This window comes from Providencia sp. PROV129 (assembly GCF_028482245.1).
In the GTDB taxonomy this organism is placed as follows: domain Bacteria; phylum Pseudomonadota; class Gammaproteobacteria; order Enterobacterales; family Enterobacteriaceae; genus Providencia; species Providencia vermicola.
The window spans coordinates 49,177-73,431 of the sequence record NZ_JAMPQD010000002.1 but is presented as its reverse complement, the minus strand read 5'-3'; the positions used below and the strand labels follow the sequence as shown (position 1 = coordinate 73,431).

The following is a 24,255-nucleotide window of genomic DNA, read 5'->3' as shown; positions in this document are numbered from 1 at the left end:
CTTAGAGGGCTTGTTAGTTAATGATTGCTGTTATGCGTTATAGTCGGATTTTGCGTCGAAATATTCAGTTGCGGTTATTGTGTAGCGTTCGCCACCGAGTGGGCGTTTATCAGTGATGACCCATTTGATGTTTTCGGTTTCTACTGAAGTTGCGATAACGTACCGCGATGGTGACTGCACTCGATATCCGTCATATAAGTTGAACTCGATATCTTCAGGCACATTTGCGATAAAGCCGAATTCGGTATCTTGCCTAGGTTCTGCTTTAAACTTCTGCGTTGTGTAACCCATCGAATCAGTGAGATATACCCACATTTCATCATCAAATTTAATTTTCTCGCTAGTAGTGAATACCTCCCCGCTTCGCTCCGTGATATAACCTGCTTGCTGATTTGAATCGTAAGTATCAGCTATCAGTACCATATCGCTAGGGTACACATTCCCACCGTCAGCAAGAGTCGTTAAGCTGATACTTGTGCGTTGATGAATGAGTCTATTAGCTTCTAGTAGCGCCCTGTCTAGTGCTTGATAGTGATTCCTACAGCCTTGTAAAACTATCTTATTCGGTGTGCGTGATAGTCCTTCAGTGATGCCATTCTCATCAACTTGAAAGCGGATATAGTCTTTCTTATTGCGAACTGGCTCGACATACTCCAACTCAATTCCGTCGTATCCGCTAGGCATCGACATGTCATACGATATCTTCATGTCGTTACCTGTGATGTTAGAACGATTGAAGGTGGTCATTGGGAATTCACTGGACTGCTCGCGGGAGAATGTGAGTACAGCATTATCGAAATAAGCAGTTACTCGCGCGGCATTACAGATAGTTTCGATACGTTGGCCAAGGGAAATATCTTCGTCGTCGAATGTATAATCGAAATATCCTAGGCGCTCATCAGGCAAGCTATCGAAAATTCGATATAGCCCGTCAATGTCGATATTCTTCTCACTTTCTCCAGCAGTAATTAACCAAGTGTGCAGCACTGCATCGGCAAAACTACGCGATGGTCGAGGCGTGTAATCAACTTGCTTTGATACTCGGTCATACGAAATAACCATGCGCGTGGCCAATAAGTTATATTTCCGCTCTCTTGCCCCCGTTGGCGCTTCCGTTGCTCTCACTGACACATTAACAATCGTGTCATTATCAAAAACGACATTCTCACGAACTCTGACAATGTGAGCGTTTTCTAGCTTAAGAATATTATGGTCATTACTGTTGTTTTTTCGTGTAACTTGTATCGCATACCGACCACGACCAGAGCTTAAGTTTACCTTATCTGTTTTGTAGTAAACTCTTGCGCCATTGTTTGCACTTAACACAGTGTTGTAGGCCTGCCTAGTGCCTGCTATTTCATTGTTTTCAGTATCAACCTTCCATATTTCGACATCTGCATTACATCTATCTTCAGCGCCAAACTGAGCCTGAAAATGCACCCACATCTGGTCGCCTTCGACAGGGGCAAAGAATGGACCAACTGTTAAAAACTGATTGTCATACAGAATGAATTTCGTTGTGTTCACTACGGCATTTGGTGGAAGCGTACTTAGGTCGTTACCTGATAGATTTGTAAAGAAGAATTCGTAATACTCGATAGGGTTAATCAACGAGCCGTCATCACTCTCTTTTGCATCAACTAACTGAGCATCGATTTTCACATCTTTGGTTACCGAACCTTGCGGAGTGTCGTAACTCACGTTAACAGTCATTGAGATAGACCGCGGCTTTGTCAGCTCGAAAAAGTATTCAAATTCATCTTGCTTAACGATTTTAATCGCAGCTTCACCACCTTTTATCTCGCCAGATACGACCTCGTTTGCAGTTGCTGTTTGCTGTGGAATATCTTTACTTTCATTAGGCCCCGGTAATTCTTGACCATCGATATCAGGAAACTCAAATCCCTCGTTAATCAGCGGGATAACTTCTTTCGGTTTGTATATCTTGTAGCTTGCCCCTGCCATCGCTGTAAAATCAGATTCGGCAAATCGGATACTTTCAGTTTTATACTCGCCAATACCGATGTTTAGCCATTCAGTTACTGTCTTGAGGTTGTTATTGTACTCAAACATTGACTGCTGAATCAGGTCAGGGAACGCCCTTACTTGCCCGTGTATTTCTGGCCTTGCTTGGTATGCTCGGGCAACGTTTGTTTGCCCTGTTAGCCTGTTATTCGGGCTATCTTTAACATTCGATTCAGCAGCAGAAAATGACGGAGTTTTCGGTGCAAGAAACGAAAAAACTTTTGTAACCAAGTTAAACACTGGATTCAGGATATCGCCGATAACGCCTTTAGGCTGGTCGAACAATTGAATAAAGTGAGTCGGTGTTATCTCAAAATCTAACTCGTCATCTTCTTGCAGCTCACGCCAGTTAACGACAATCACCACATCGGTATGCAACTGCTGATGCACTAGAAAATCGCTATAAAAAAAAGAGCCGACTTTTAAATCGACTCTTTCTTTAGGTGTTCCAGCTATTCGCTGAATTTCAACTGTCGGCATATTTCATAAACTCCAGTTTCGTGAATTTCTTCTCAAGCACAATGAGTCTATCCATTCTTACAGCCCCATTTTCGCCTCGGCTGTGAAATGCATTACCATCAATGATTAATCCGATGTGAGCTGGCTGAGAGCCGCGATAGCCAATGAATATCCCATCATCCACTGGGTGCTCTGTGCGCTGCCAAAATTCGACCTCATTCTCATAGCAAGTTACAAAATCATGGTCCGATTCGTAGCCAGCATCATGATGAATTTCCGTACCTAGTACGTACCTAAAATACAAGACCACCAAGCCCCAGCAGTCACACTCATTCAAAGTGCACGCTCGATTCTTCCACGGCTTGCCAATCATCCGATTAATAAACTCTAATTTCGTCATTAAACCGTCTCCAGCCCTGTGAATTCTTCCATTGTGTAAATGCGCCCAACGTTCTTATTTAGCGGGTTATTCATCGACAGTGTGACAGTGACCGATTCCGCATCGAGTGAGCAGTCTTTCACATACAGCGACCATTCGCTTATCGGATTATCTTTGTCGGCTGAATCAAATAGCCTGAACGTTGCTACTATTGGTGTCATTCTCACGTAAGAGCGCCAGAGTTTAAGTTGTTGCTTAAAATCCTGCGCCATTCGACTGAATTTAACTGAAGCATCAATGATGGGTGTTTTGCTTTGCTGACTTTCAGCGAGTTCGAAGTTACACGGAAGGAAAGTTATTCCACCTAGCACCTTTGGTGTTTCCTGCAAACTAACAAAAAAAACATCATCAAATGATGGGTGTGAAAATTGGATAGTCTCGTAAATAACGCGCATCGGTCGCTGCGCTCGGTACTCTCTTAACTTCATTCATCCACCCTTGCATCGTGGTAGGCGTTCAGTGACGACGATATCGAGCAAGCCCCATTCTTCAGGTAATAACTCGACAATCAGGTCTCCGAACTCATCATCCGTATTGTTCAGTTTTCGGCAAATAATGCTTCCCGTCCACGTCACTACGCCAGCAACTATCGAAGTTTGCACAGGCATTTGAACGAAGTGAACTATTTGTTCCTGTAGCCCACTCCCACCCAAATCAATCTCCATGCGAAACCAACGCTTACCATTATCAAGATAGTTAGGACTTCGCAGCCATTGAGCAAAGCGCCTTTCCTGCTCTCGCCTCAATACCCATCGCACACTCCAAACAGTTTTTAAATCATCCGTAAGAGGCTGGAAAATAGGAGCGCCAACCTGTGGCTGGTCAGTCCTAAATCCCGTGTCGATGGTCATGTTTTTGTCTGCCCTAATCGGCAATGGCATACCGCGAGGGTAATCAATAATTTCGTCCATCGTTACCTCATCCGAGTCTGGTTGTAGCTGTGGTATTTTGAATTATCGAACGATGCATAGGCCCCTTCTCATGCATGTCAGTTAGAAACGCTTGAACTGTCAATGTATCGCCATTTTGTGTTGCTTCGGCTTCAAAGCGGTGATTACCTGATGAATGGTCGTTAAATATAATGCTCACATTGATATTTTTGTTACCGCCCGCCTTATCCGCAGGAATAACTTTCCCTGACTTATTCGGAATGAAAGCCTGTTTACCGTCGTAAGTCTGGAATATCTCCGATTCGCCCGATTCATTAATACGATACGGATTGCCGCCTGATACGTTACCGCCGTAGCGACGACCGCCGAGTAATGACATCGATTGACCAGCTAACATTGACGATTGGAAAGAAGCTAATCCGCTACCTGCTGCCGCGCCGCCAGTTGCAATAGATGCCGCAATTGCCGCTGGCGTCCAAGCTGCCAACGCTGCCGCACCTCCTGCTACTGCTGCCGCTGCGTTCGCTGTCTGTGCTGCAACTCCCATCGTTTTACTGATGATAAAGTTTTTCAGCATTTCAACGCCTACCTGCACGATTGAGTTAACGACGCTGTTTAGAATCGTGTTACCCAATGAGCGCATGGCATCAGCTGCCGACATAGTGCCCGTCATTAACCCTGTCATTACATTGGAAGCATTGCCCGCGAACGAATCAACCGCAGACGCCAGCATTTCGTAGCTTAATGATTGATTCCTCATTAGCTCCCATTGTGCGGCTGTTTGCTGTTGTTGGTACTGATTATCCATCGCTGTAATAAGCGCTCTGTATTGCATATCAGTAGCTTGTTTTGCTGCTGTGAATTGCTCATGCGACATTTGCTGTTTAGCGTAGGAGTTTTCTAGTAACTGCTGCTCTTGATTGTAATACTCTCTCATCAAGGCTAATTTGCGGGTATTTTCATTCTGTAACGCTTGTACAGGGTCAAACTTAGCGCGGTTCTCTGCTACTGGTGTGATGATATTATTGGCTGTGGCCTCTGCGATTTTAGTGGCATATTCAGACGCGATTTCCAACCTACGGCGCTGTGACTCTTCAAAGGAAATATCACCTGCTTTCAGTTGTCTTTCTATCTGTGCCAGTTCATCAGTTCTTGCTTTCTCAGCTGCCGCAATTATATTCGCTTCTAAGGCTGCTCTTCTATCGGCTAATTGCTGCTCAATATTGAATAGCTTTTCTGCTAATTGCTCGGCTTTAGCTATTTGTTCAGGGCTTGCATCACTACCTAGCGCTTGGACTGCGTCAAATTGAGCAAGCTTTAGCGATCCATCTTCATACCCTTTGCTCAGTCTTTCTATGGCCTCGCGTTGTCTTTTGATTGCGTCTGTGGCTTGATCTGCGGCTTTGGCTGATTCTTTATCTGCGCTTACCCCTTCTTTTCTTGCTTGTTCATTATTGTATTTAGCTACTGCTAAGTCCTGTAATTGCTGTATGGCTTGCTTATCAGTAGTTCCAGCATCTTCAGCCATAAATTGTGTTTGCAATCTAACCTTAGCTTCACCATCAACTCTGGATAGGGCTAAATCTCTCTCTAATTGCTTTCTTAAGTTTTCTCCTTTTTCGCCACCGAAATCTAATTTAAGACTTTCTGCATTAAACTTTTGCTTGCTCTTAGTAGCTCTGTCAATACTAAGCCCATATGCTTCCATCGCAGCCTTTGCATTGGGTAGAGCGCTATTTGACTGCCTCGTTAAAAGCCTCTCTCCCGTCAATAACTCTCCATTAAGCTTAGCCATTATAAGAGTCACTGCATTTTGGGTCTTGCTTAACCGATCCTGAGCCGCTTCAAGTTCGATTGCTTTTTCTTTTTGCTGCTCTAGGTTAGCAGCTAGATCTTCTGCTGCTTTTCTTCCTTTTCTGGTTGTTTTTCCGTAATCATTTGCCACTTTATTATTATATTCAACAGATTGACTAACTCTGTCGTAAGCCTTTTGAGCCTCTTCTAAAGATTCCTTTAACTCAGGTATAGCTTCTCTGGCTTTTTTTAACTCATCAGCCATCTGAATCCTATTCATCTGGTCAAACTTAGATGTAAGATTTCCTATCCCATCAGCAAGGTTATTGGCTGATTCTCTAGCCTCCCTAGCCCTTTGACTCCATAAAAAAACAGCGCTTGCTGCGAGAACCGCAACACCAACAGGCCCACCTATTAAGCCTAAAGCTGATTTAGCAGCCATTGACGCGGCAGCCATTTTTCCTTGTGCTGCTGCGTTTGCATATGTTGCCGCGGTATTCTTAATGATATTTTGTGTGGCTAAATACATTGCTCCAGCAAATCTACCCCCCATAATTGCGGCTACAGAAATTAAGACACCAGAAACTACATTCATATTTTCACTAATGGTGATAATTGCTGAGTTAAATACTGAAATTCCAGTTTGAACAGTGGTTGATTCACCAAAGAATTTTGTAAGGTTGTTGCCCGCAGTTTGAATTGATTGAGACATCGTTGCTGTTGTATTGGCAAATTCTTTACCAATGGAGTTGCCTTGTGAAAGTAACCCATTAACAACAACATCGGTTGTTAACTTTCCTTGCGCAGCCATAGCCCTAAGCTCGCCAATCCCAACCCCAAGAGAATCAGCTAAAGCGACCATTAATCGGCTACCTTGCTCAGCAACAGAGTTAAATTCTTCGCCGCGAAGAACGCCAGATGCAATACCTTGTGATAGCTGGATTATAGCGTTTTCAGCCTCTTGTGCTGTGGCTCCAGAAACAACAAACCCTTGGTTTATAATTGTTGTTAGCTTGATTAAATCAGCCGCTGACGTGTTGTATTCTCTTGTACCCCTTTCTAACCTTGCATACAAAGTAGCGGTACCATTCAAACTAGATCTTGTTTTTTGCGATATACCAAAAACTCGCTCAGTTACATCTGCAAGCTTTTCATTTTGTCGTATAGAGTTAGCTAACTTATTACTTAAATCAGTCCAAGCGTCTGCGTAATTGGCAACCGTACTAGCCGATAGTACAGAGCTAACCGCAATTGCAGCCTTTGAGAATGATAGTATTGACTTTTCTGTCGTATTAACTGACTTTGTTGTTTTGTTAAATCCTCTATCTAGTTCATCTAAGCTCTTTTCCGCCTTCTTATTTGAGACCAATAAGGCATCAGTATCAGCCTTGATTATGATTTCAATGTTACCTGCATTAATTGTCATAGCGACCTCTTTAAAAAAAGAAAGCCCATACAAATGTATGAGCCTTTAGCTAAAATAAAAAACCCCGCCAGTTGGCAGGGTTACTTAACTCGATGTTCCATTATTTGTAATTAGTCTGGAGTATATCCATAACTTTTTTAGCCGAATTAAAACCTTCCATGTTAATTTTTCTATCCACCGGCTTTTGTATAGGCCATTTTGTATATCTAATATTAACTTCTTTCTCATCAGACAAATTATCAATAATCAACTTTGCCGTATCTCTTGAGTATATTCCGCTACTTTCCGATTCTATGGGTTTATTTTTATCAATTCTTATGTACGCTAATGTTTCAGGAAAGTGCTCATATCCCACTTGCATTCTATATCCATTGGCGTCCTTTTCTATCGTTAACCCTCTTTGGTGCATTCCACACACAACCTCATCAGTCATCGTATCTTTTTGGCATTTATAAGCCCAGTTATTGTAATAGTCATCAGAAACATCAACTGACCCATTACTGTTATTGTGATACACGTACACCTTTTTCCCATCTACGACTGACTTCTCAACAACTTCAATGATAAAAGCATCATTATCTTCATTTAGCTCGCAAACTAATGTACTTTCATCAAATAATTTATTCACTTTGAAAACAGATTCCGCTATTACCACTTCACCTTTTTTAGGCTTTGAATAAGAGCGATCATTATATTCATTGCATCCTATATCTCTTATTGATTTTTGACCATCAAGCCAAGCAATATCTTTCTTTGCCATAGGTTTTGCATACCCAATAGAAAAAAAAGACAATAACATCACACCAACCAATATTCTTTTCATCTCACTATCCCATCAATTAGTTTCAGTAATGTTAGCTTAGCGAGAGTGCAAATTGAAGCAAACAAAAAACCTGCCGAAGCAGGTCTAGTTACACCTCTCATCCCATATCTTCTGGAAATCGGGCTCTGGCACCATTTCACCTTCAAAGTCGAATAAAGGGATGGAGAATACGCACTCGCCTTCTTGATTCGCTGCAACCTCAACAATAAATCTTTTGTACTTATAAGGCAGGTCATCTTTGAATGTAAACACTTCTCCACAAACATCACCTACAGCCTTGCGGCTCATGCTTTTACCTGCTTGGTAAAAAGTAACATTTCTCATGTCGGCTGCTTTTGGCTGATGCATAAGGTCAATTACAGCTTGTTTAGCGCCGTCAATAATAGTTGGTTTTTTACTGGTGTTAATTGATACACCTATAACAAAAGTTAATAATACCAACAGAAAAATACACAGAACTCGCAAGATTTTAGCATGCACACTAAATTACCAACCGTTAAATCAGATGATTAAAATGTACCCTCAATGCAGAGTTCAGGCAATAAAAAACCCACCGAAGTGGGTGGGTTGTTATGATAGCTTGTATTTGGCAGACTAATTTGGAGCCTCTTCACTATCAGAGCTGTCTTGGTTCTTATTCCCCTTTCTACCTGCGGCAAACACAGCAGCTAATGCCACTAGGTTTCCTGTAATGAGAGTTCCTGCAAACCAATACGCACCATCTTTAGCAAAATAAGTTGCAATAATTAATACGCTTATTGAGAGAAAAAAACCCATCCATTGCCCGCGACTATCTTTTTTTATAGCTCCCTTAAGGGCCGTTTTATGCGTATCATGCCTAAAGCTTTGCTCTTTTTCTGTTAGGCAGAAAATTCTTTCCGCTCCTCCAGGAAGGATTTCTTCATACCTCTGCAAAAAGTCAGGCGGTGGCAAAGGCCCTCTAAAAGACTCTTTTTTCTGAACGATAGCCATGACTCTAGGATTATCCAATATTCTTTCAAGTATTATTGGATTATCAATCACTGTACTTTCTATTTTCGCTATCGCACCATCAACATCTGAGCCCTGATCGGGATTATCATCGTCAATGGTCACAATTTCATCTTTAGGCTTTAAATCCATGAGCTATTTCTTTTCTGTTACGCAATAAGACTCTAGACCAGCAGCAACCTTGGTCATGTCTTTCCCCACATATTCGATATCTTTTTTTAGGCGATCTTGGTCTCGCCCTTGCGCTGCCATTTTTCTGTAATTTGTAGCAGGAGCCAAGTCCATTATGCTCCCCATAGCTATGAGATATCTGCGCATTGTTGCTGTCATGTGACACCTCCGCTTAGTTAAAAACCACAATTCATAGTTTGTGGTTACATCAAATTGCTAAATATACCTTGGAGTATATTAGAATTAAGTTAACTTAACTGCAAGCTCTACTTGTATCTTGAATATCGAGGTGTATAATGCCGCGCCTCGATAATACCTACCATTTATAGTAGGTATTACCACCATAATATCCATCACGGCTGGTAATAAATAATTACCAATAAAAATACCCATAAACACTCAAAAACACTGTATACATATACAATGATACCTACTTGGTACGCATTGATACCTAAAAAACACCTATCTAGAATGAGAGTTTTTGAGGATAGGTGGCATGGAAAGAAAATATAAGCATCCGCAGGTTAACCTCAGATTACCGACTGATTTAAAAGATAGAATTCAAGAATTAGCTGAGTTTAATAATCGGTCAGCCAATCAGGAAATGGTCGCAGCTATCGAATATTGGATACTGCGTAATTCTCATGTTGAAGTTTTAACGATTTCTGATGCGGCTGAGCGCATATTCCAGCTTGAACGAGAGATGGAAGTCGTTAAGGAAAAATTAGGGATTAAGAAGTAGCGGTATCAGGCTCAAAAAATACGACCAGAACACTTAAATCTACATCTCTCTCATATAACCGCTCAAAAAGGTAATCATTCATTGATGATATCTCATCTAGATTTTTGCCTTTAGCGGTTGCTATGATAACTAGACCAACATCCACGTCTTTACTTACATGTATATTAACGTCATCAGTAAGTAATCCATAATGATCACATACTGAAATTAGCACGCTCATACTGTTAGCGACATGGTCAACAGGAATATTAACATGTTGAATATCTGGTGACGGAACAGGCTTCACAGTTGGATTAAAGCTCATTTTACCTTCTTCAAATGTCTTGAATGTCTCTTTCATGCCCTACCTCGCATTATCACGCATAATAATTTTATCAGCCCAATCCATAGCTTCTTCATACCGCTTATTAGATGGGATTTTATCTTTCTCGCTACGGGGAAATTTAGCTTCCATTGCAGCGCGGAAACCTGTCATTGTCATTCCCCATGCTTCCTGTTCGCTGATACCAAGATGAGCTACGGCAAGATAGACATAGACGCGCGGGTCGAACTCATTTGTGAATTTCCCTTGCGGCTCTTCGTCTTCATCGGGCTTTTGGTCTCCCATGATGCCGTGGCGCATTAGGTGACGAGATAGTTTAATAATATCCTCAAGCTCAATATATCCTGCCCGATAACTTAACCAGCCCTTTCTATTGATACTAAGTGAGCCGATTAGATTACTGATACTTTCGTTACAGCACACCTCCATCACCTCCTTGCATGCCATAGCCATTCTTGCAAAACAGACCGGTTCGACTTGCTTAGCGATATCAGGATTGTTTATTTTTGGGAATTTACCGCCATGAATTGTAACGAAAACATCAGTCAATCTTGTTAGTGAGTCCTTCGCTAGTCTTGCCATCGCAGAAAATGAAGGTGTAAAACAATACGCTTTACCATCTACTATTGCTGTAAATTGCCCTACATCCGTTAATACTTGCATGAGACCTCAATAGAGGGGCTTGCGCCCCTTAGATTAAGAAATAGTGACCGTTGCTTGACTTGAAGTAACGCTACCCGCAGAAGTTGAAGTAATGACGCAAGTATATTCCCCTGCATCACCTGCAACCGTTGCCTGTTTGGTAAATGTCGCAGCAGTACCGCCAGAAACATTACTGTTACCTTTCTTCCACTGGTAAGTTAGCGCTGAGCCATCGGTGGATTTAGCTTCCACAGATAAAGTTAGCGTTTGGCCTACAGTTAAAGTCTGGTCTACTGGCTGTTTAGTGATTACGATTTCTTCTGGAATATCACGGATATCGACACCACCTGCGCTATTGGCTTCAATAGACCAAGTCGCTACGTCATCGTGTGGATATTCATCGCTCCAGCTAGTTACTAAAAAACAGCCTTCTGTGATATCTGTAGGGCTAATAATCTTGAACCATACGTAAGGCTGGCCTGATGTAGTTTCAGGGTTGTTAACGTGGCGCTTAAGCTCTTTTTGACCGTACAAAGACTCTTTGCGAGATACGCCATCACCCGAGAACGTGACGTTTTTATACGAAACTAAGCTTTCCTGTGTATTTTGTGGCGACATATCGCCCGTTGCGTCTACCGTTTCCCATTCAGTAGCAGACGACTTTCCGCGCATCATACCAAGGCGACCGTAATCGATTGGTGATGGTTTGTTCTCAGGGCACGCAATTGCATAAAATACAACGACGTCGCGCCCTGTGAATGCACCTGATTCACATGCCATGTTTATTTACTCCGTTATCGTGAGATTATTGTGTTGAAATTGATTTCGAAAAAGGTGCGGTTTTCACTCATAAAGCTTGAGCCACCGCCTATAGGTCGCATCATGGTGATGCAGCCTGATTTGTAATCATCAATCATTGTGTTTCGGATCATCGATGCTAAATCATCAATATCGTCAACATTGGTTTCGTTTCTTGCAGAGATTAGAACTATCCTGTAACTATCATCAATAAACGCCTCTTCAGACCTGCCATCGCTCATATTCTGAATGAGCATAAATCTAACGAGTTGGCTATTCTCAGTTTCGTTCCAGAACCTCTTTTGCAACTTATACCCAGCATTAAAGCCATGTGATTCAAGCCAATCAGCAATAGCTTCGAATACATCGCTTGACTTCATATCTTGTAGCCTCGCTTAATGATTTCCTGTATTTCTGGCGCTGCGTTTTCAAAACCTTTGCGTAAGAAATCAGGCTCTGCGTTAGGGTCCCAATATCGTCCCTTACCAGTACCGCCACCAAATGAAACACCGCTTCGAGTTTTGCCAAAATCCTCTCTTGGTTGACCTTTAAGCTTGCCTTTCATCTGACTAACCGCTGCGGCATAGTTGGCTGAATAACCAACTCTAGCCTCATAACCGCTGGGTATTTTCTGCAATTGGCGATACTGACTGTTGATTAGATTAGATGTGTCGATAGGGGTAATTGCCGCAGCATAAGCCGCACCAGTGATAGATATCTCCTGCATAACTCGGGCGGTTCGTTGGGTAGCAATAAGCTCTAACTCGCTATTGATATTTCCTCTAACTCGCCTGATACCTTTGACCTTTACGCCCATATCACGTCCTTATCTCATAGTCTGGCTCTTCACCGAAAAAGCTCATATCATCTTCTTTTACCGTGATGATAATGTCAGCTCCTGCGACTCTCGGGTCAGATTGAGAAGTGGTATCACCTTTGGCAATGTAGAAACCGCGCTCTGGCCTTTGTACATCTACACCGTTCCGCTTTAACTCAGTGTAGAAAACGTTATTGGTAACAAACTCTTTCCCCATATCGTCTTTCACTACTTCATTGCTAGATTGCCACGTGCAGTCGATAAGATAAGGTATGCCATAGATAATCTCATCACCATATCTTCCACCGCCACGAATGACAGGGTAGATTGTTGCTAGTGCGGTATATGACCAGTTAGCGGTAGCGCTCATCGACCACCTCCGCACATACAGCCGCCTTTAGCAATCCACAGCCCAGCATGAGCTGTTTGAGTTGGGTCAGGTGGAATCAACCCATTAGCGCACCCGTACTTATCTAAGCCACGTAGAAGCGATGTGGCGGCTTTCCATCTATCACCAAAGGATTGATAGCGAAATGACCGTGACGCACCGTTTGGGGCTGATTGTGAGCTGATATACTTATCACCCTGACCAAGCGCCATGAGCGCAAGCAAATACATCTGAATCAATAGTGCGGTTGCCGATGAGTAATGCTTATCAAGGCATTCCTGAATACTACCGACCTGCTCAATCAATGCGTCGAGAATAAAATCAGGCAACTCTATTCCCTGCCCCGTCAGGTATTCTTTGGCTTGCTCTTTTGTGATCATGATTACCTCACAAAGCAAAGCCCCCTTTCGAGGGCATAAAAAAACCGCTTTCGCGGCTATTCTTCTTTGTCTTTCTTCGACTTGGCTTTCTGTGTGGCTGGGACTAATTCAGCAGCCTCAATTGATAACTTCCGAACATTTGGTTTCAGTGCGGGGTGAAGGTTTTCAATATCAACAACCCCACCTTTTTCGACACCATACCAAGGGATAATAACTTCATACTTAGCCATTTTTTCTCCTTAGCTCAGTTTCGCACCATAAACCACGCCAGACTTACCTTCACCATCACGAGTGATTTGCAGGCCTGCAGCGCTCATGATTTGGAAGTTGTAGTTATCCTGTGGCATAAAACGAGGCTTAGGAACAACCCCAGTCGCCATGCCGACTAATGGAGTTACTACATCTTTGCGGCGCTGATACGCGATGAACTCAGTTCCTTTAAGCGCATAAGTTGGGCGAATTTCTTTCACGCCAGCATATGGCAACAAGGTATCGATAATGCGACCATTTACCACACTGTTACCTGCACCAGCACCAACAGAAACAACCACAGGCTTGATTAAGTTACCCCATGCTTCATAACTTACCCACATAACATCGTAAGCGTCTACTTTGTTATTGTAAGCAGTCTGACCAAACGCACCATTGAAACCGAAGAACGCTAACAGTGCTGGCAAATCAGCTGTAGTTAAGTCGATATCTGCACCTGAAGTGCCTAAATCAATCTTCGCTGTGTTGCGGTGGTTCTTCATGCCTTGGCCTTTGTAACCATCAACGCTGATTTTGTCGTCACCATTCAGGAAGTAATTAACAATCTTCTTGTTGAATTGGCGCATCTTCGCGGTTTGAGAATCTAACACTAAGTCGATACCAACAGTGCTTAAGCCTGCTGCGTGACGCCAGTTAACACCATAACCTGCGGTGAATACTGGAATTGGGTCACCGTCTGAACCATATTCAGTGTGGTCATGTGAGTATGGCGCTTGACCATCGATACTGATTGACACATCGTCAGCAATATCACCAACCACATTATATAACTTAGCGGTTTTACCAATCGGCAACACAGTTTGCAGGCCCATTAAATCATTAACGATTTCCATGCCTGTTTCTTGGTCGCGGAGTTGGATAATGTTACGGTCAATCTCAGCCCAAAATTCACGAGTGAAGCCGCCAACTTGGTTTGCCGCTAACGTTTCACCGTCCATCACGTTCTGATACTGGTTAATCATCAGATTATGCTGCGTGTTGTAAATATTACGTGTCGCCCACAATCCTTCCCACTGACGTTGCAATCGGCTATTTGTTGCTAAAGTTTCAGCAGTATAAAACATAGTTTTTCCTTTTAATTATGCAGCGGCAACAGTGCCAACACGGAAGCGAACTCGAATGAAATCCGCGCTAGACAGAGTTACTTCATCTTGGCTGTAGCCAATAACCGAGTCGGTATCAGCAGTTGCCAAAGCACCTTGACCATTCACACCTAATTTAATCGGCGAGTCTTTTTTGTAAGTGCCAGCTGGAACCAATAAAGCAAGCTCTCGACCTTCTTCCACATACTCACCGACGGCAGAGTCACCAGCTGGAATAGCATCACGAATTGTCAGGCCTTGGTGATATGCAGGATTGGTGATGTAGATGCGACCTGTTAATGCTGTAGCTTGTGCAAACTCATCATTTGCATCAATAACCACGAAAGTACCGGGCAACACATTCGCCTTTGCTGCGCGAGTTTCTGTAATTGATTTGCCGTCAAGATTTACACGGCGGTAACGACTAGTAGCCATTATTGAGCTCCTTTAAAGTATTCCGCTGGGTTTGGTGCGCCAACTTGCTCTTGCTGTGTGCCTGAGTTGCCAGCTAATGACGCTGCTTCACCGAGTTGCTTGTGCATATCGATTAACGCCTGACCTTGCAGTGAATTTGCAACCACTTCGCCATATTTAGCCGCTACTTCTTTGCGCATTTCTGTTTCTTCAGCGCGTTGGTTAGCGGTTAGCGTATCTTTTAACTGGTCTTGGTTGGCCTGCAAGGTATCAATTTTCGATGTAATACCTTCCAATGCCTTTGTTACATTCGCAGCAATTTGATTGCCAATTTCTGAATAAAGCTCTGTTTTTTCTTCTTGAGTTAAAGGCATGTCGCCCTCCGTGCTATTGTTGATTGCAGGGCTTGCCTGCGGTTTACTGAATACCGATTTAAGTTTATTTGTTACCACTTTGACCCATGACTCTTGGCGCTCCACTTCTTCTCCTTGAGTATCAAATGTGATAACGCCATCTTCGTTAGTGTAGGAATGCAATTTAGCCGTGCCGTTATCTACCATGATGACTGCGTGTGTATCAGTGAAATCAGATACCCATACATATTCGTCACCAGTAGCAAACTGCTTGCGAGCCGCCATTGTTAACTTGTGTTCTTTCTCGCGATAGGTTTCGCCAGTAAGCGCGCCGTTGTTGATTTGCATTTCGGTTGCTTGGTCAGCGTTGACCATCATTCCAACGCCTTGAGTCGGTGTTGCTGCGCCAGATTCATGAAGTAATATTGCGTCATGATCCATGCTGTGGATTTTTGCAATCCAGTTATAGCCTTGTGCTTTCTGCTCCTCGTTAGCTTCAAGTTGCTCCAAGAAAACAGCCACACTGGTATGAATTGGCTCTGAGCTTTCTCCGCTTTCCAGCGCTTCTACCCTTGCCAATACTTCGCGACCACCTTCAGATTCTTTAGCTTTGTTTACATCAATCCATTTTTCGACATAGATTCGATTGCCGACTTTAGCAACATTACGATTCCATGCCCCTACATGCCCCTGATTGATACCCTCAGCCGACAAAGCTGATACAAACTCACCATTTACCGTTGGGTGACCAAGTGGCGCGAGAGTGCCTTCTAGGCCTCTGTAGTGGGCATCGATTTCTGTGCTTGGATATAAGCCACCATTCATGATGACGTTTGCTGGCAGCGTGTAACTCGGGATGATGATGTGCTCACGACCGTTATAAGTTTCACGCCTGATTGATGCGCTATTAACTTTGGTCGTGACGTTTACTTGAATCGGCATCGTTATTCCTCCGCCCATTGGTAACCACGTTCTCTCATGGCTTCTTTTTCCTCTTTCAGTTTATTGAGCAACGTATCGTTGTAGGGCCTACCTTCTTTGTCGGTCAGAATCGTCACCGTCGAGCACTTGCAGTTAATTGAGTTCCCATCTACAGCCCACCAATCGCGCTGCTCGTCAGTAGTGAATATTTTTCCGTGACGTGATGCATGATTAGGTCGTGTTGTTGGGCTTAGTGCAGATATGTGGACCTGCCGAGTTTCAAGGTTAAGAACTTCACTGGCCTCATCAGCTTCATCCATTCTCGCTCTGCGTAATGCCGTTGTGATTTCCGTTCTGGCCACTCGATTAGCACGACGAATTTCGATACCTGATTGCTCATTCAGATTTCTAGCTACCTCACGAGGATTTAGCCCTCTCGCTATGCCATCGGTAAGAATGCGCGCCATATCTGCTTTGACTTGCGCAGACAGCCCTTTCATTTCCTCAAACACACGAGCGCGAACTAATGCCATGCGAAGTTGATAAGGCTCACTAAGCAATATCGTTGCCACGCTTTGTTGCGTTGCTGCATATGCTGTCGATTGCTGCGCTAGGTTTGCATATTCCTGCGCCGTTCCTCTCTCATATGCTGTACTCACGTACTCATTGAAAAAGAAGTTATTGAATTCACCACCATGCAATAACACTTCATCGACCATGAGCTCACCGTCTCTCAATATGATTGACAGATAATTAGGGTCTAGGTCGAATTGGTATTTTTTATTAACTACAGGTTCGGATGGGATTCTATTGAGTAGCTGTATGTAGCCTTGTGATACTTTTTTGATGCGCTTTGCAAAGGCTTTCATTGCTCCGCGCTCTAATTTATCAACCGCTGTCGGATCGGCTTTCGTTCCTGCTCTTATTGCGGTTCGTATCTTCTGGATTTTCATCGAGTTCACCTAGGGGAGGCTTACCATCATTTTCATAATCAGGCCCTGCCGCTGTTCTAATTTCCTCAACAGTAAATACAGGCTCACCGATTGCTAGTGATGCCTGATTAATACGACTCATCTTCTCTGCACTATCGAGCTTCTCAGTGGCTGATTGCTCGTTCAGGTCATCCCAAATAACCGTTTTCTCTGGCACAGACTCTAGAACCTTGATTCGTGTTAAGTGGTCAATAAAATCCTCTATTTCGAATGAAAGCTCGCTCTCCCTTCGTGACTGACAGCGTGAATTAAAATACTTCTGGTCTTCGGTGCTGGCTCTTTCACCTGTTTGCATGCCGACGAGTATTTTTGATGGAATATCTAAAGCAGCTGCCGCTGTCTGTAAGTTAACGTTATATGTTGGTGTCGGGTCAGCAACTGGGCTAACCAACGGGGTAGCCGTAGCACCTTGTGTAACTAAAGTGACATCGTTACCCCTGTTAACTTCTCTTGTGGCCTCATTGAATTTCTCTTGAAGCTCTTTAACGCTTACCCCGTACATCGCGGCTAAATTGTTAAAGTCGATAGTTTCTGCAAAGTTAATATTTAACTGTCTGGCGGCATTCTTGAGGAATGACTCACCAGAACCGCCCTCGACTTTTTCAAGGCTTACAAATGCGTTGTAGGCTGGCTCAAGGAAACCAATGGCATCAATGGAGTAATCACCAAGAATGAAAACGCGATCAGGATGAATTTTCAGGTTTCTAGTTCCGCCGTTAGGTAGTGACTCTGTGTATTGCCACATCTTGGGCTGACCATAATTCGGTGAGTTAATATCAGTAACCCACTCGGCAGGCTTAATGGCATTTTCCCATGCTGGCGTTGCCTTCTTTAGAAGCTTTGAGCTTTTGACTGGCTCATGCCATTTCCCACCATCGTTGATGTGCAATATCAGTCCTGCATATCTACAAGCAAGGCGGCGCTTATCCGCCTCTTTAAATTCTTTCCATATTCGCTTGTTGATAGCTCTTTTAAATGATTTTTCCCATTTAGTCTCCTCCTTGGACTTGTCAGCCTTATCCCCCTCAATAGCTTGAGGTGCTGTTTTCCAACATGTACCTGTTAACTTTGTTACTGCTCCATGAGCAATTCCGCCACGACGAAATAACTTATATAAGTCATCAGATGTCAGAGTTTGTTTAAATCCGTACTCGCACCACGCTGATTCGCGCTTGGCGTCAATCCCCATAGTCGGATTAAGCAAGGCCATACGAGCACGAGATATCGCGTCATTCATCGCATGATTGACGGCTAATTGTAATTTGTCGGTCATGTATTACCTCAGTAACCGTTTGGGGATCATCATTCCGATTGATACTGGCTCACTCAGCTCAGTCAATGCATAAACTGTGGCATCCATTCTGTCGGGTGACTTCTTGGCTGTTTGCGGCACGTATTCCATCATCTGGTTTTCCAGTGTGAATAAGTTACCTCTGTGTCCAACCCTGCCCTGTGCATATAAGGCTGATATTGGCTCAGCTCTGGCAAACTTGCCCTTACTGGCATGGATGCGAATAATACGGCCTTTGAAACCTGCATTCTTCAGGGTATCTTCAGCCATATCACCGCCTTGGTTGGTTTCAATGACTATCGCGTCAGCCTTATGATGCTCATAAGCCCATATTGCTTTAGTTGCCCAACCATTCGGGGAGTATTTACCGCTGTAATCGCCATCGACTGTGAATTGTCGCTTTTCGCCGCCGCCGTATGCGCTAGCCACTGCAATTCCACTTTCATCACTCTCATCTGAGTTTGTCGCTTGCGGGTCAATAGCTACTACCGTTCGAGCTAATGGTTCTATGATATTCAGGTCACGAGCCGCATTAATCATTTGCTCATTCCACAGCGCCCCTTCCTCATTAAATCTGCGAGGTCGTTGCATATACTGCGCTTCAAATGTTCTACGGTGCGACTCTAAAGCCGTTCGGTGTGATTCATTGTGTTTGAATTCCCACAGCCAGCCATTATCAAGACCATGTTCAATAGGTATGGCGTGAGTGTTTTCAGGGAATAACTCTTGATACGATTGTGAATTATCAATGACTACGGGTAAGTAAAGGTGATGCCATTTCTCACCAGAGCCACCACGCAACAGGTAGCCGCTCAAATCGTGGTAATGAATGCGCTGCATTATCACAATCATCGGCGTGGTTTCGATAGCCAATCGTGATTTGATTGTTTCGTTAAAACGATTATTCACACCGTCACGAACAGTCTCACTGTAAGCATCATCTGGCTTAACTGGGTCATCGATAACCAATGCGCCCTGCCATCCTGATTCCATGTGACCTGCTCGAAATCCTGTTACCTGACCTGCGGCTGATGAAGCATACACACCACCGCCAAACTCATTCCACCACATAGCCTTACTATCAGCATCATCCCGTAAAGTCATTGGCCACATAGATTGAAACGCTTGTGACTTAACCATGCTGCGAGTTGTCGATGAGTTAAGTAATGCCAAGTTATGTGAGTATGAGAGGTGCATGAAACGGGCGCGGTTATTTATCGCCATCCCTCGTCCCATCATGTTAATGGTTGCGAGTTCTGTTTTTGTATAACCTGGGGGAACATTGATTATTAGCCGTGTGATTTCGCCGCTAATAACTCTATCAAGAGCATTCTGTATTGCATGGTGGTGAGGTGCGACAATCATTTTGCCGCCAGTACGTTGCTTGAAGAAGTATCGAGAGAAGTACAATCCGTCAGTCTCACACATCTTTGCTCTAATCAGGTCATCAGCAATCGTCATTTTCCATCACCCTTTTAATATCGTCAGGTGACATTGAAACAACCTGAACAGCGCCGCCATCCCTGCCTGTTAGTTCAACTATCTGCTTATCTAACCCAGTGAGTTTAGCCTTACCCATTGTAGCAGCAACGGCTGCGGACGATTGTGGGGTTTCGGCTGACAAAGCGGCCTTTCTAGCCTCTTCTAGCTCTTCTAACAAACTAGCCACCGTTACATCATGCTTATCCCTGTGCTCTTGCTGAAGCTCAGCAATCCTCACCGTAATCTCACCGTTGTTTAACAGTTCATAGGCTTTGGAGTTGATAGATGTAGCTTTCATCTTTCCAGTGGCATACGCAGTTCGGTATGCCTCCGAAGCATTACCTTTGTTCTCTATGTATGCCTGACAGAAAGCCTCTTGCTTTAGTGTCAGTGCCATATTCATATCCTCATAACAAATTAAAAAGCCCACCATGATGAGCTTTGTGATTGGTTATTCTGCTACTTCAACCACAGGCACATATTCAACGCTGCTAATCTCGTCGGGTGAGATGTATATCCATGCTCCGTTCGACTGAGCAATTGCGATTAGCCCATTCGTCACTCGAGGCTCTTTAGTTGTCATCATGCCTTCGTATGTAGTTCCGTCTTTCTTTGTTGCGATTACTGTGTATTTCTTCATATTTCACCCAATAAAAAACCCGCACTTGGCGGGTCGCTATCTAAACAGGAAATATAGAACTGGTATCAATAATGCAACAGAACATATCCTGTACCAGATTATCTTTGCTGTTATTTCTTTCTTTATCTTCTTTGCTTGCGCTCCATCACTAGACTCTTTAATTTCATTTTTGTGAGCTTCTAATGCTTCATTTTTTACTTGCTCACTTTTTTCTAACATCTTATGGCTCCCTATTGCCATCTTCACAACTACAATCAATATCACTATTGGTATGGCAAGTAGAGCCATAACATCGAACCATGAAATCATTAGTTACCTCCTATTGGAGGAATGCTAACACTAACTAAATGTAATAAATAACACATATTTGACTTATGCTTAAAAAAGGCCGCATTAGCGACCTATTGAATTTGATTTGAGAACTCCATTTCCGCGAAGTCTTCAAGCAAGCCAGATATTTTATGTATTGCATCATCGGTTAGCTCTTCATTCATACACCAAGAAACTAGCACTGTAGGATCTGGTAGGTATTCTCTTTTCAGCATATTGAAGAACAGCATGCTTAATTCGAGGTCACTTTTATAATCTTCCCGATAGTATGATTTTAAGAAGTTAGCCAGCGACTCAACACTAAACTTAATATCTCCTAGCGATGAACGAAAAACAGGCCGCTTATGCATGGCGACCTGTCTAATCAAAAATAACTCGCTGACGACCAGTGAAAAGATTTCTACTTGCTTATTGCAATCTTGCTGCATGCTGCTCTCCATGCGCTGAAGGATAAAGCAATTGCATTTGCCCTTTAACATCAAAAGCAGCCATACATCGAGCATCAAAGTCTTTGTAATCAACAGAACTATTAGCAATATTTGTTACTGCCACCATTTGCTGTTCTACCGCATGCAAGGCATCACCTTTCAGGTACTGATGGATTTTCTCTCTATTGCCCTTATTTTCTTTGACTGATTCATAAACATAATCAGGCAATGCAACGCCATAAATCCATTTAGCCGTGATACCAGCGAACAATAATGGACAACCGCCAACATGACCAAAATAAGGAGTCCCTGACATCTTTGATAGCGCTCTGTAATAGGGTTCTTGAAATCGCTTTTCCCATTCAGTAGCCTCTTTATATGTTAGTAACCCAATAACCTGATCTTCGGTCAATGTCATACTCTGTGACATCAACATGTTTTTAATGTGCCGGTCACAAGCGCGAGCAAATTTAGGGGATAACCATCTTGCGAACTCAATTACTAATTCAGGATGGATCCAAGTACCGCCATGTCGTCCTTTTTCTACTCGAACTAAAAGGGGAGAAATCTCCTCTTTAGAATTATACGCTTCAATATCAAGCTCTTTTCCTACCTCATAGATATACTCTTTAGTTGATGAGACCCTTAACCAGTCTTTGGTTAGTTTTCCAAAGTGCCTAGCTGCTGCTGTGGCATTAACCCAACAATCGCCATTAAACGGGATCAGAGTTTCGTCATACTTCATAGGTATGATTTTAATCATTGCATATTTCCTATAGAAAGGGAGCCTGTTAGCACAGAAAAGCCGCCCCAAGAGAGCTTGCCAGCTATAACGGCAGTTCTCAGGCTCACTTTCTGTAGACTCTTGGTGTTTTAGATGTGCGTGCTATGCACAGGGTGAAATGCGTACTACTGATTACAAAACTTGAATAAATGTAACTTTCTTTTAACTTTACTTTCGTAACGTAACATTGAGAGGGGTATGGTTATTACATCGCTAAGTTATTACCTTCATAAATATTCCTACCCTTTAAGCCCCAGCTTCGGGGCTATTTTTTTGCATTAAAAAGCCCCCTAATTGGAGGCTCGTTGTTCATTTAATCCGATATCAGTTGAAAATATTTAGAAATAACTTTGCATACTTTGAAATACCTACTATGTTTAAAGTGATATTCAATTGTATAAGCAACATCTTTAGCCTACCGCTGTGTAGGCTTTTTTTATTTCATCACCTGTCGTTGTTGTTCAATTTCCCGTATTGCTTTCTTGGCTATCTCTAAATAAGCACTTTTAATCAGTTCAGAGTAGGTCATCGTAAACACTCAGTTCTAATGTAATCTTGAATTATTTCTAGCCGCTTCAATCTCTCGAATGGCTTTCTTATCTAAATTGCACTTTGCAATTGAATTCATCGCATCTACTAGCAATTGCGGCATATCGCCCCAATCTACTTTTTCTGGGATATCAGGCTGAGGGCAATCAGCGGTTAGTTGCGCTGGTATCGGCACTGGCTGAACGGGAATCAATACCTCTTTTGTATTTCCGCAACTCACTAACAACATCATCGGGCACAGCAGTATTAGCGCACTCATTGTCTTTGAGCACTGTTTTGATAACAGTCTTAACTTTGACATGTTCTGAGTCCTCTAATTGCTTTGCTTTTATGTTATCGAGTGATACTTGATAGTGAAGAGTTATTGCTGATTGGGTTACTTTATTTAGTAGTTGGCTTGCAGATAACTGGCTAGTGAGTGATTCATTTTTACTCTCTAGTTTATCTATACGTGATAAAGCAAGAAAAATTATGATTGAAAAAACAATAACAATCACCACCATTACTTTATCTTTCCAATTCACAATAAGCTCCACGCTTTATCGAACGTAGCCTCACCATATGGCTGATAACCTAACTCAACGCTGACAATGGCTTTTGCTAATGCAATCCCTGTCTTTTTATCGCTGGTATCGATTTTATCCAGAACAGCTACGCCGATATCATCAGCAGCCCTTCGGATATAGCCAGTTGTATTATTCTCAACTGGCGGCGCGTACTTGTTAATAATTGCCGCTACAGAATTCAGTCCATATTTACGCTGGTAAGTCTGCAGTAATTTATAGATAGCTCGAATACCATACTCAGCAGATTGAAACCGACAGAAGCGAGATTCAATGCTTGGGTCGTGAGGTAATTGCCCCTGCCATTTGTTAGCGGGGTTATAATCAATATTGCCTGGGTTATTGTTCCGTTCACCGCGTGCTATTTTTCTAGTCATTATTCACCCCCGCCTTACCTTTAATCATTTTGCTCAGCGTTTCTACGCCCCAGTAACCAATCAGTACGCTAGTGAAATAAGCAAATTCAGGGTTCATACCCATAGCTGCTAGTAAGTCTTTAGCGAACCATCCGAAGAATGCACACAGCGCACCATCTAACAGGGTCTTTTTCCAGCCACCGCCGTTATACATGCCACGCAGTATTGCAACAGTTCCAGCCAGACCAGCCGCCGCCGCTTGCTCTTTTGCTGAAGATAACCAACTAAGTAGATGATCCAGCCAATCAGGAGTGTTATTCATACATTTCATACTCACCCCCTACGTTGGAGGAATTTAGTTAATAGATAGCCGCACACAGACGCTCAGTGAAAGTGAGTGATAGTAGTGATTCTGTGGCGGCGTATACGAAAAAAGCCGCACTAGGCGACTTATTGAATGTGAACTTGTAAGGATTACTTACAGGTTGAATTAGCTGTGGAGGCAGGAGCCAATCCCTGCAATCTCGGTATTCGATGCGCTCTACCGCATTCCCAAGTTTCCTATTCCCGAGCATCAGGCTATTACTGGTGCTAACTGGCTTTAGCATTCTCCACAATGGTTAAGATGCGGCCTCCATGCTAAGCAAGGGTGATGTTACTCACCAAGACGCACCTTACCATTATAGAGAAGCCC

At 43.1% G+C, this 24,255-nt stretch carries 33 protein-coding genes; 1 reads left to right on the top strand and 32 read right to left on the bottom strand.

Annotated features, from left to right (window positions below):
- Positions 1–30 precede the first annotated feature (30 nt).
- The 9 genes from PSF27_RS01220 to PSF27_RS01180 form a co-directional block, all read right to left on the bottom strand.
- On the bottom strand, positions 31–2,505 hold the full coding sequence (locus PSF27_RS01220) for a host specificity factor TipJ family phage tail protein (RefSeq protein WP_272680724.1): 2,475 nt from the start codon (positions 2,503–2,505) through the stop codon (positions 31–33).
- Positions 2,492–2,884 (bottom strand): NlpC/P60 family protein, encoded by a 393-nt coding sequence (locus PSF27_RS01215; RefSeq protein WP_036979310.1) that lies wholly within the window; start codon positions 2,882–2,884, stop codon positions 2,492–2,494. Before PSF27_RS01215 ends, PSF27_RS01220 begins: the two co-directional genes overlap by 14 nt.
- Positions 2,884–3,351, bottom strand: coding sequence for a DUF1833 family protein (locus PSF27_RS01210; protein WP_140180739.1), 468 nt, complete (start codon positions 3,349–3,351; stop codon positions 2,884–2,886). The genes PSF27_RS01215 and PSF27_RS01210 overlap by 1 nt, the downstream gene beginning before the upstream one ends.
- The gene (locus tag PSF27_RS01205) at positions 3,352–3,834 is read right to left on the bottom strand and encodes a hypothetical protein (protein ID WP_272680723.1); all 483 of its coding nucleotides are present in this window, start codon (positions 3,832–3,834) and stop codon (positions 3,352–3,354) included. It abuts the gene before it with no gap.
- A 7-nt stretch (positions 3,835–3,841) separates the two neighbouring features.
- Entirely contained in the window at positions 3,842–7,033 is a 3,192-nt protein-coding gene (locus PSF27_RS01200; RefSeq protein ID WP_272680722.1) for a tape measure protein, read from the bottom strand.
- A 100-nt stretch (positions 7,034–7,133) separates the two neighbouring features.
- Positions 7,134–7,856: a hypothetical protein gene (locus PSF27_RS01195; protein WP_272680721.1), complete on the bottom strand. Its 723-nt coding sequence runs from the start codon at positions 7,854–7,856 to the stop codon at positions 7,134–7,136.
- 84 nt (positions 7,857–7,940) lie between these two features.
- Positions 7,941–8,336 (bottom strand): hypothetical protein, encoded by a 396-nt coding sequence (locus PSF27_RS01190; RefSeq protein ID WP_272680720.1) that lies wholly within the window; start codon positions 8,334–8,336, stop codon positions 7,941–7,943.
- Between the two features lie 114 nt (positions 8,337–8,450).
- Complete coding sequence (locus PSF27_RS01185) at positions 8,451–8,978, bottom strand: DUF2335 domain-containing protein (RefSeq protein ID WP_096864246.1); 528 nt, start codon at positions 8,976–8,978, stop codon at positions 8,451–8,453.
- A gap of 3 nt (positions 8,979–8,981) precedes the next feature.
- On the bottom strand, positions 8,982–9,131 hold the full coding sequence (locus tag PSF27_RS01180) for a hypothetical protein (protein ID WP_171831162.1): 150 nt from the start codon (positions 9,129–9,131) through the stop codon (positions 8,982–8,984).
- 382 nt (positions 9,132–9,513) lie between these two features.
- Between PSF27_RS01180 and PSF27_RS01175 the strand changes: the two genes are divergently transcribed.
- Positions 9,514–9,759 (top strand): Arc family DNA-binding protein, encoded by a 246-nt coding sequence (locus tag PSF27_RS01175; protein WP_006661960.1) that lies wholly within the window; start codon positions 9,514–9,516, stop codon positions 9,757–9,759.
- Here PSF27_RS01175 and PSF27_RS01170 read toward each other — a convergent pair.
- From PSF27_RS01170 to PSF27_RS01065, 23 genes are all read right to left on the bottom strand, one after another.
- Positions 9,749–10,099: a hypothetical protein gene (locus tag PSF27_RS01170; RefSeq protein ID WP_272680719.1), complete on the bottom strand. Its 351-nt coding sequence runs from the start codon at positions 10,097–10,099 to the stop codon at positions 9,749–9,751. The genes PSF27_RS01175 and PSF27_RS01170 overlap by 11 nt on opposite strands.
- Positions 10,100–10,102: 3 nt before the next feature.
- Complete coding sequence (locus PSF27_RS01165; RefSeq protein ID WP_272680718.1) at positions 10,103–10,744, bottom strand: DUF6246 family protein; 642 nt, start codon at positions 10,742–10,744, stop codon at positions 10,103–10,105.
- A gap of 33 nt (positions 10,745–10,777) precedes the next feature.
- Complete coding sequence (locus tag PSF27_RS01160; RefSeq protein WP_272680717.1) at positions 10,778–11,503, bottom strand: phage tail tube protein; 726 nt, start codon at positions 11,501–11,503, stop codon at positions 10,778–10,780.
- 14 nt (positions 11,504–11,517) lie between these two features.
- On the bottom strand, positions 11,518–11,901 hold the full coding sequence (locus tag PSF27_RS20965; RefSeq protein WP_272680716.1) for a phage tail termination protein: 384 nt from the start codon (positions 11,899–11,901) through the stop codon (positions 11,518–11,520).
- Positions 11,898–12,338 (bottom strand): hypothetical protein, encoded by a 441-nt coding sequence (locus tag PSF27_RS01150; RefSeq protein ID WP_094963020.1) that lies wholly within the window; start codon positions 12,336–12,338, stop codon positions 11,898–11,900. Before PSF27_RS01150 ends, PSF27_RS20965 begins: the two co-directional genes overlap by 4 nt.
- A 1-nt stretch (position 12,339) precedes the next feature.
- Positions 12,340–12,708: a hypothetical protein gene (locus tag PSF27_RS01145; RefSeq protein WP_272680715.1), complete on the bottom strand. Its 369-nt coding sequence runs from the start codon at positions 12,706–12,708 to the stop codon at positions 12,340–12,342.
- Positions 12,705–13,106 carry a DUF7370 family protein gene (locus PSF27_RS01140; protein ID WP_272680714.1) on the bottom strand — a complete coding sequence of 134 codons (402 nt, stop codon included), beginning with the start codon at positions 13,104–13,106 and terminating at the stop codon, positions 12,705–12,707. The genes PSF27_RS01145 and PSF27_RS01140 overlap by 4 nt, the downstream gene beginning before the upstream one ends.
- 56 nt (positions 13,107–13,162) lie before the next feature.
- Positions 13,163–13,336, bottom strand: coding sequence for a glycoprotein (locus PSF27_RS01135; protein ID WP_272680713.1), 174 nt, complete (start codon positions 13,334–13,336; stop codon positions 13,163–13,165).
- A gap of 9 nt (positions 13,337–13,345) precedes the next feature.
- Positions 13,346–14,440 (bottom strand): major capsid protein, encoded by a 1,095-nt coding sequence (locus PSF27_RS01130; protein WP_272680712.1) that lies wholly within the window; start codon positions 14,438–14,440, stop codon positions 13,346–13,348.
- Positions 14,441–14,455: 15 nt separating this feature from the next.
- On the bottom strand, positions 14,456–14,893 hold the full coding sequence (locus PSF27_RS01125; RefSeq protein ID WP_272680711.1) for a gp53 minor capsid family protein: 438 nt from the start codon (positions 14,891–14,893) through the stop codon (positions 14,456–14,458).
- The gene (locus PSF27_RS01120; protein WP_272680710.1) at positions 14,893–16,167 is read right to left on the bottom strand and encodes a hypothetical protein; all 1,275 of its coding nucleotides are present in this window, start codon (positions 16,165–16,167) and stop codon (positions 14,893–14,895) included. Before PSF27_RS01120 ends, PSF27_RS01125 begins: the two co-directional genes overlap by 1 nt.
- Before the next feature lie 2 nt (positions 16,168–16,169).
- Positions 16,170–17,099, bottom strand: coding sequence for a phage minor head protein (locus PSF27_RS01115; protein ID WP_272680709.1), 930 nt, complete (start codon positions 17,097–17,099; stop codon positions 16,170–16,172).
- A complete protein-coding gene (locus PSF27_RS01110; RefSeq protein ID WP_272680708.1) occupies positions 17,035–18,411 on the bottom strand; it encodes an anti-CBASS protein Acb1 family protein in 1,377 nt (458 codons plus the stop codon). Before PSF27_RS01110 ends, PSF27_RS01115 begins: the two co-directional genes overlap by 65 nt.
- Before the next feature lie 3 nt (positions 18,412–18,414).
- Entirely contained in the window at positions 18,415–19,890 is a 1,476-nt protein-coding gene (locus PSF27_RS01105) for a phage terminase large subunit family protein (protein WP_272680707.1), read from the bottom strand.
- Positions 19,877–20,308, bottom strand: coding sequence for a terminase small subunit (locus tag PSF27_RS01100; protein ID WP_272680706.1), 432 nt, complete (start codon positions 20,306–20,308; stop codon positions 19,877–19,879). The genes PSF27_RS01105 and PSF27_RS01100 overlap by 14 nt, the downstream gene beginning before the upstream one ends.
- A 54-nt stretch (positions 20,309–20,362) precedes the next feature.
- A complete protein-coding gene (locus PSF27_RS01095; RefSeq protein ID WP_268243984.1) occupies positions 20,363–20,497 on the bottom strand; it encodes a hypothetical protein in 135 nt (44 codons plus the stop codon).
- A 90-nt stretch (positions 20,498–20,587) separates the two neighbouring features.
- Positions 20,588–20,860 (bottom strand): hypothetical protein, encoded by a 273-nt coding sequence (locus tag PSF27_RS01090; RefSeq protein ID WP_006659518.1) that lies wholly within the window; start codon positions 20,858–20,860, stop codon positions 20,588–20,590.
- A gap of 92 nt (positions 20,861–20,952) precedes the next feature.
- The gene (locus tag PSF27_RS01085) at positions 20,953–21,309 is read right to left on the bottom strand and encodes a hypothetical protein (protein WP_006659517.1); all 357 of its coding nucleotides are present in this window, start codon (positions 21,307–21,309) and stop codon (positions 20,953–20,955) included.
- Positions 21,290–22,072, bottom strand: coding sequence for a KilA-N domain-containing protein (locus PSF27_RS01080; protein WP_272680705.1), 783 nt, complete (start codon positions 22,070–22,072; stop codon positions 21,290–21,292). The genes PSF27_RS01085 and PSF27_RS01080 overlap by 20 nt, the downstream gene beginning before the upstream one ends.
- A gap of 565 nt (positions 22,073–22,637) precedes the next feature.
- Complete coding sequence (gene lysC / locus PSF27_RS21185; protein ID WP_442958936.1) at positions 22,638–22,871, bottom strand: Rz1-like lysis system protein LysC; 234 nt, start codon at positions 22,869–22,871, stop codon at positions 22,638–22,640.
- Entirely contained in the window at positions 22,789–23,166 is a 378-nt protein-coding gene (locus PSF27_RS20960) for a hypothetical protein (RefSeq protein WP_272680704.1), read from the bottom strand. Before PSF27_RS20960 ends, lysC begins: the two co-directional genes overlap by 83 nt.
- Positions 23,163–23,582: a structural protein gene (locus PSF27_RS01070; RefSeq protein WP_272680703.1), complete on the bottom strand. Its 420-nt coding sequence runs from the start codon at positions 23,580–23,582 to the stop codon at positions 23,163–23,165. Before PSF27_RS01070 ends, PSF27_RS20960 begins: the two co-directional genes overlap by 4 nt.
- Positions 23,575–23,892 (bottom strand): phage holin, lambda family, encoded by a 318-nt coding sequence (locus tag PSF27_RS01065; RefSeq protein WP_048606449.1) that lies wholly within the window; start codon positions 23,890–23,892, stop codon positions 23,575–23,577. The genes PSF27_RS01070 and PSF27_RS01065 overlap by 8 nt, the downstream gene beginning before the upstream one ends.
- Between the last annotated feature and the right edge of the window lie 363 nt (positions 23,893–24,255).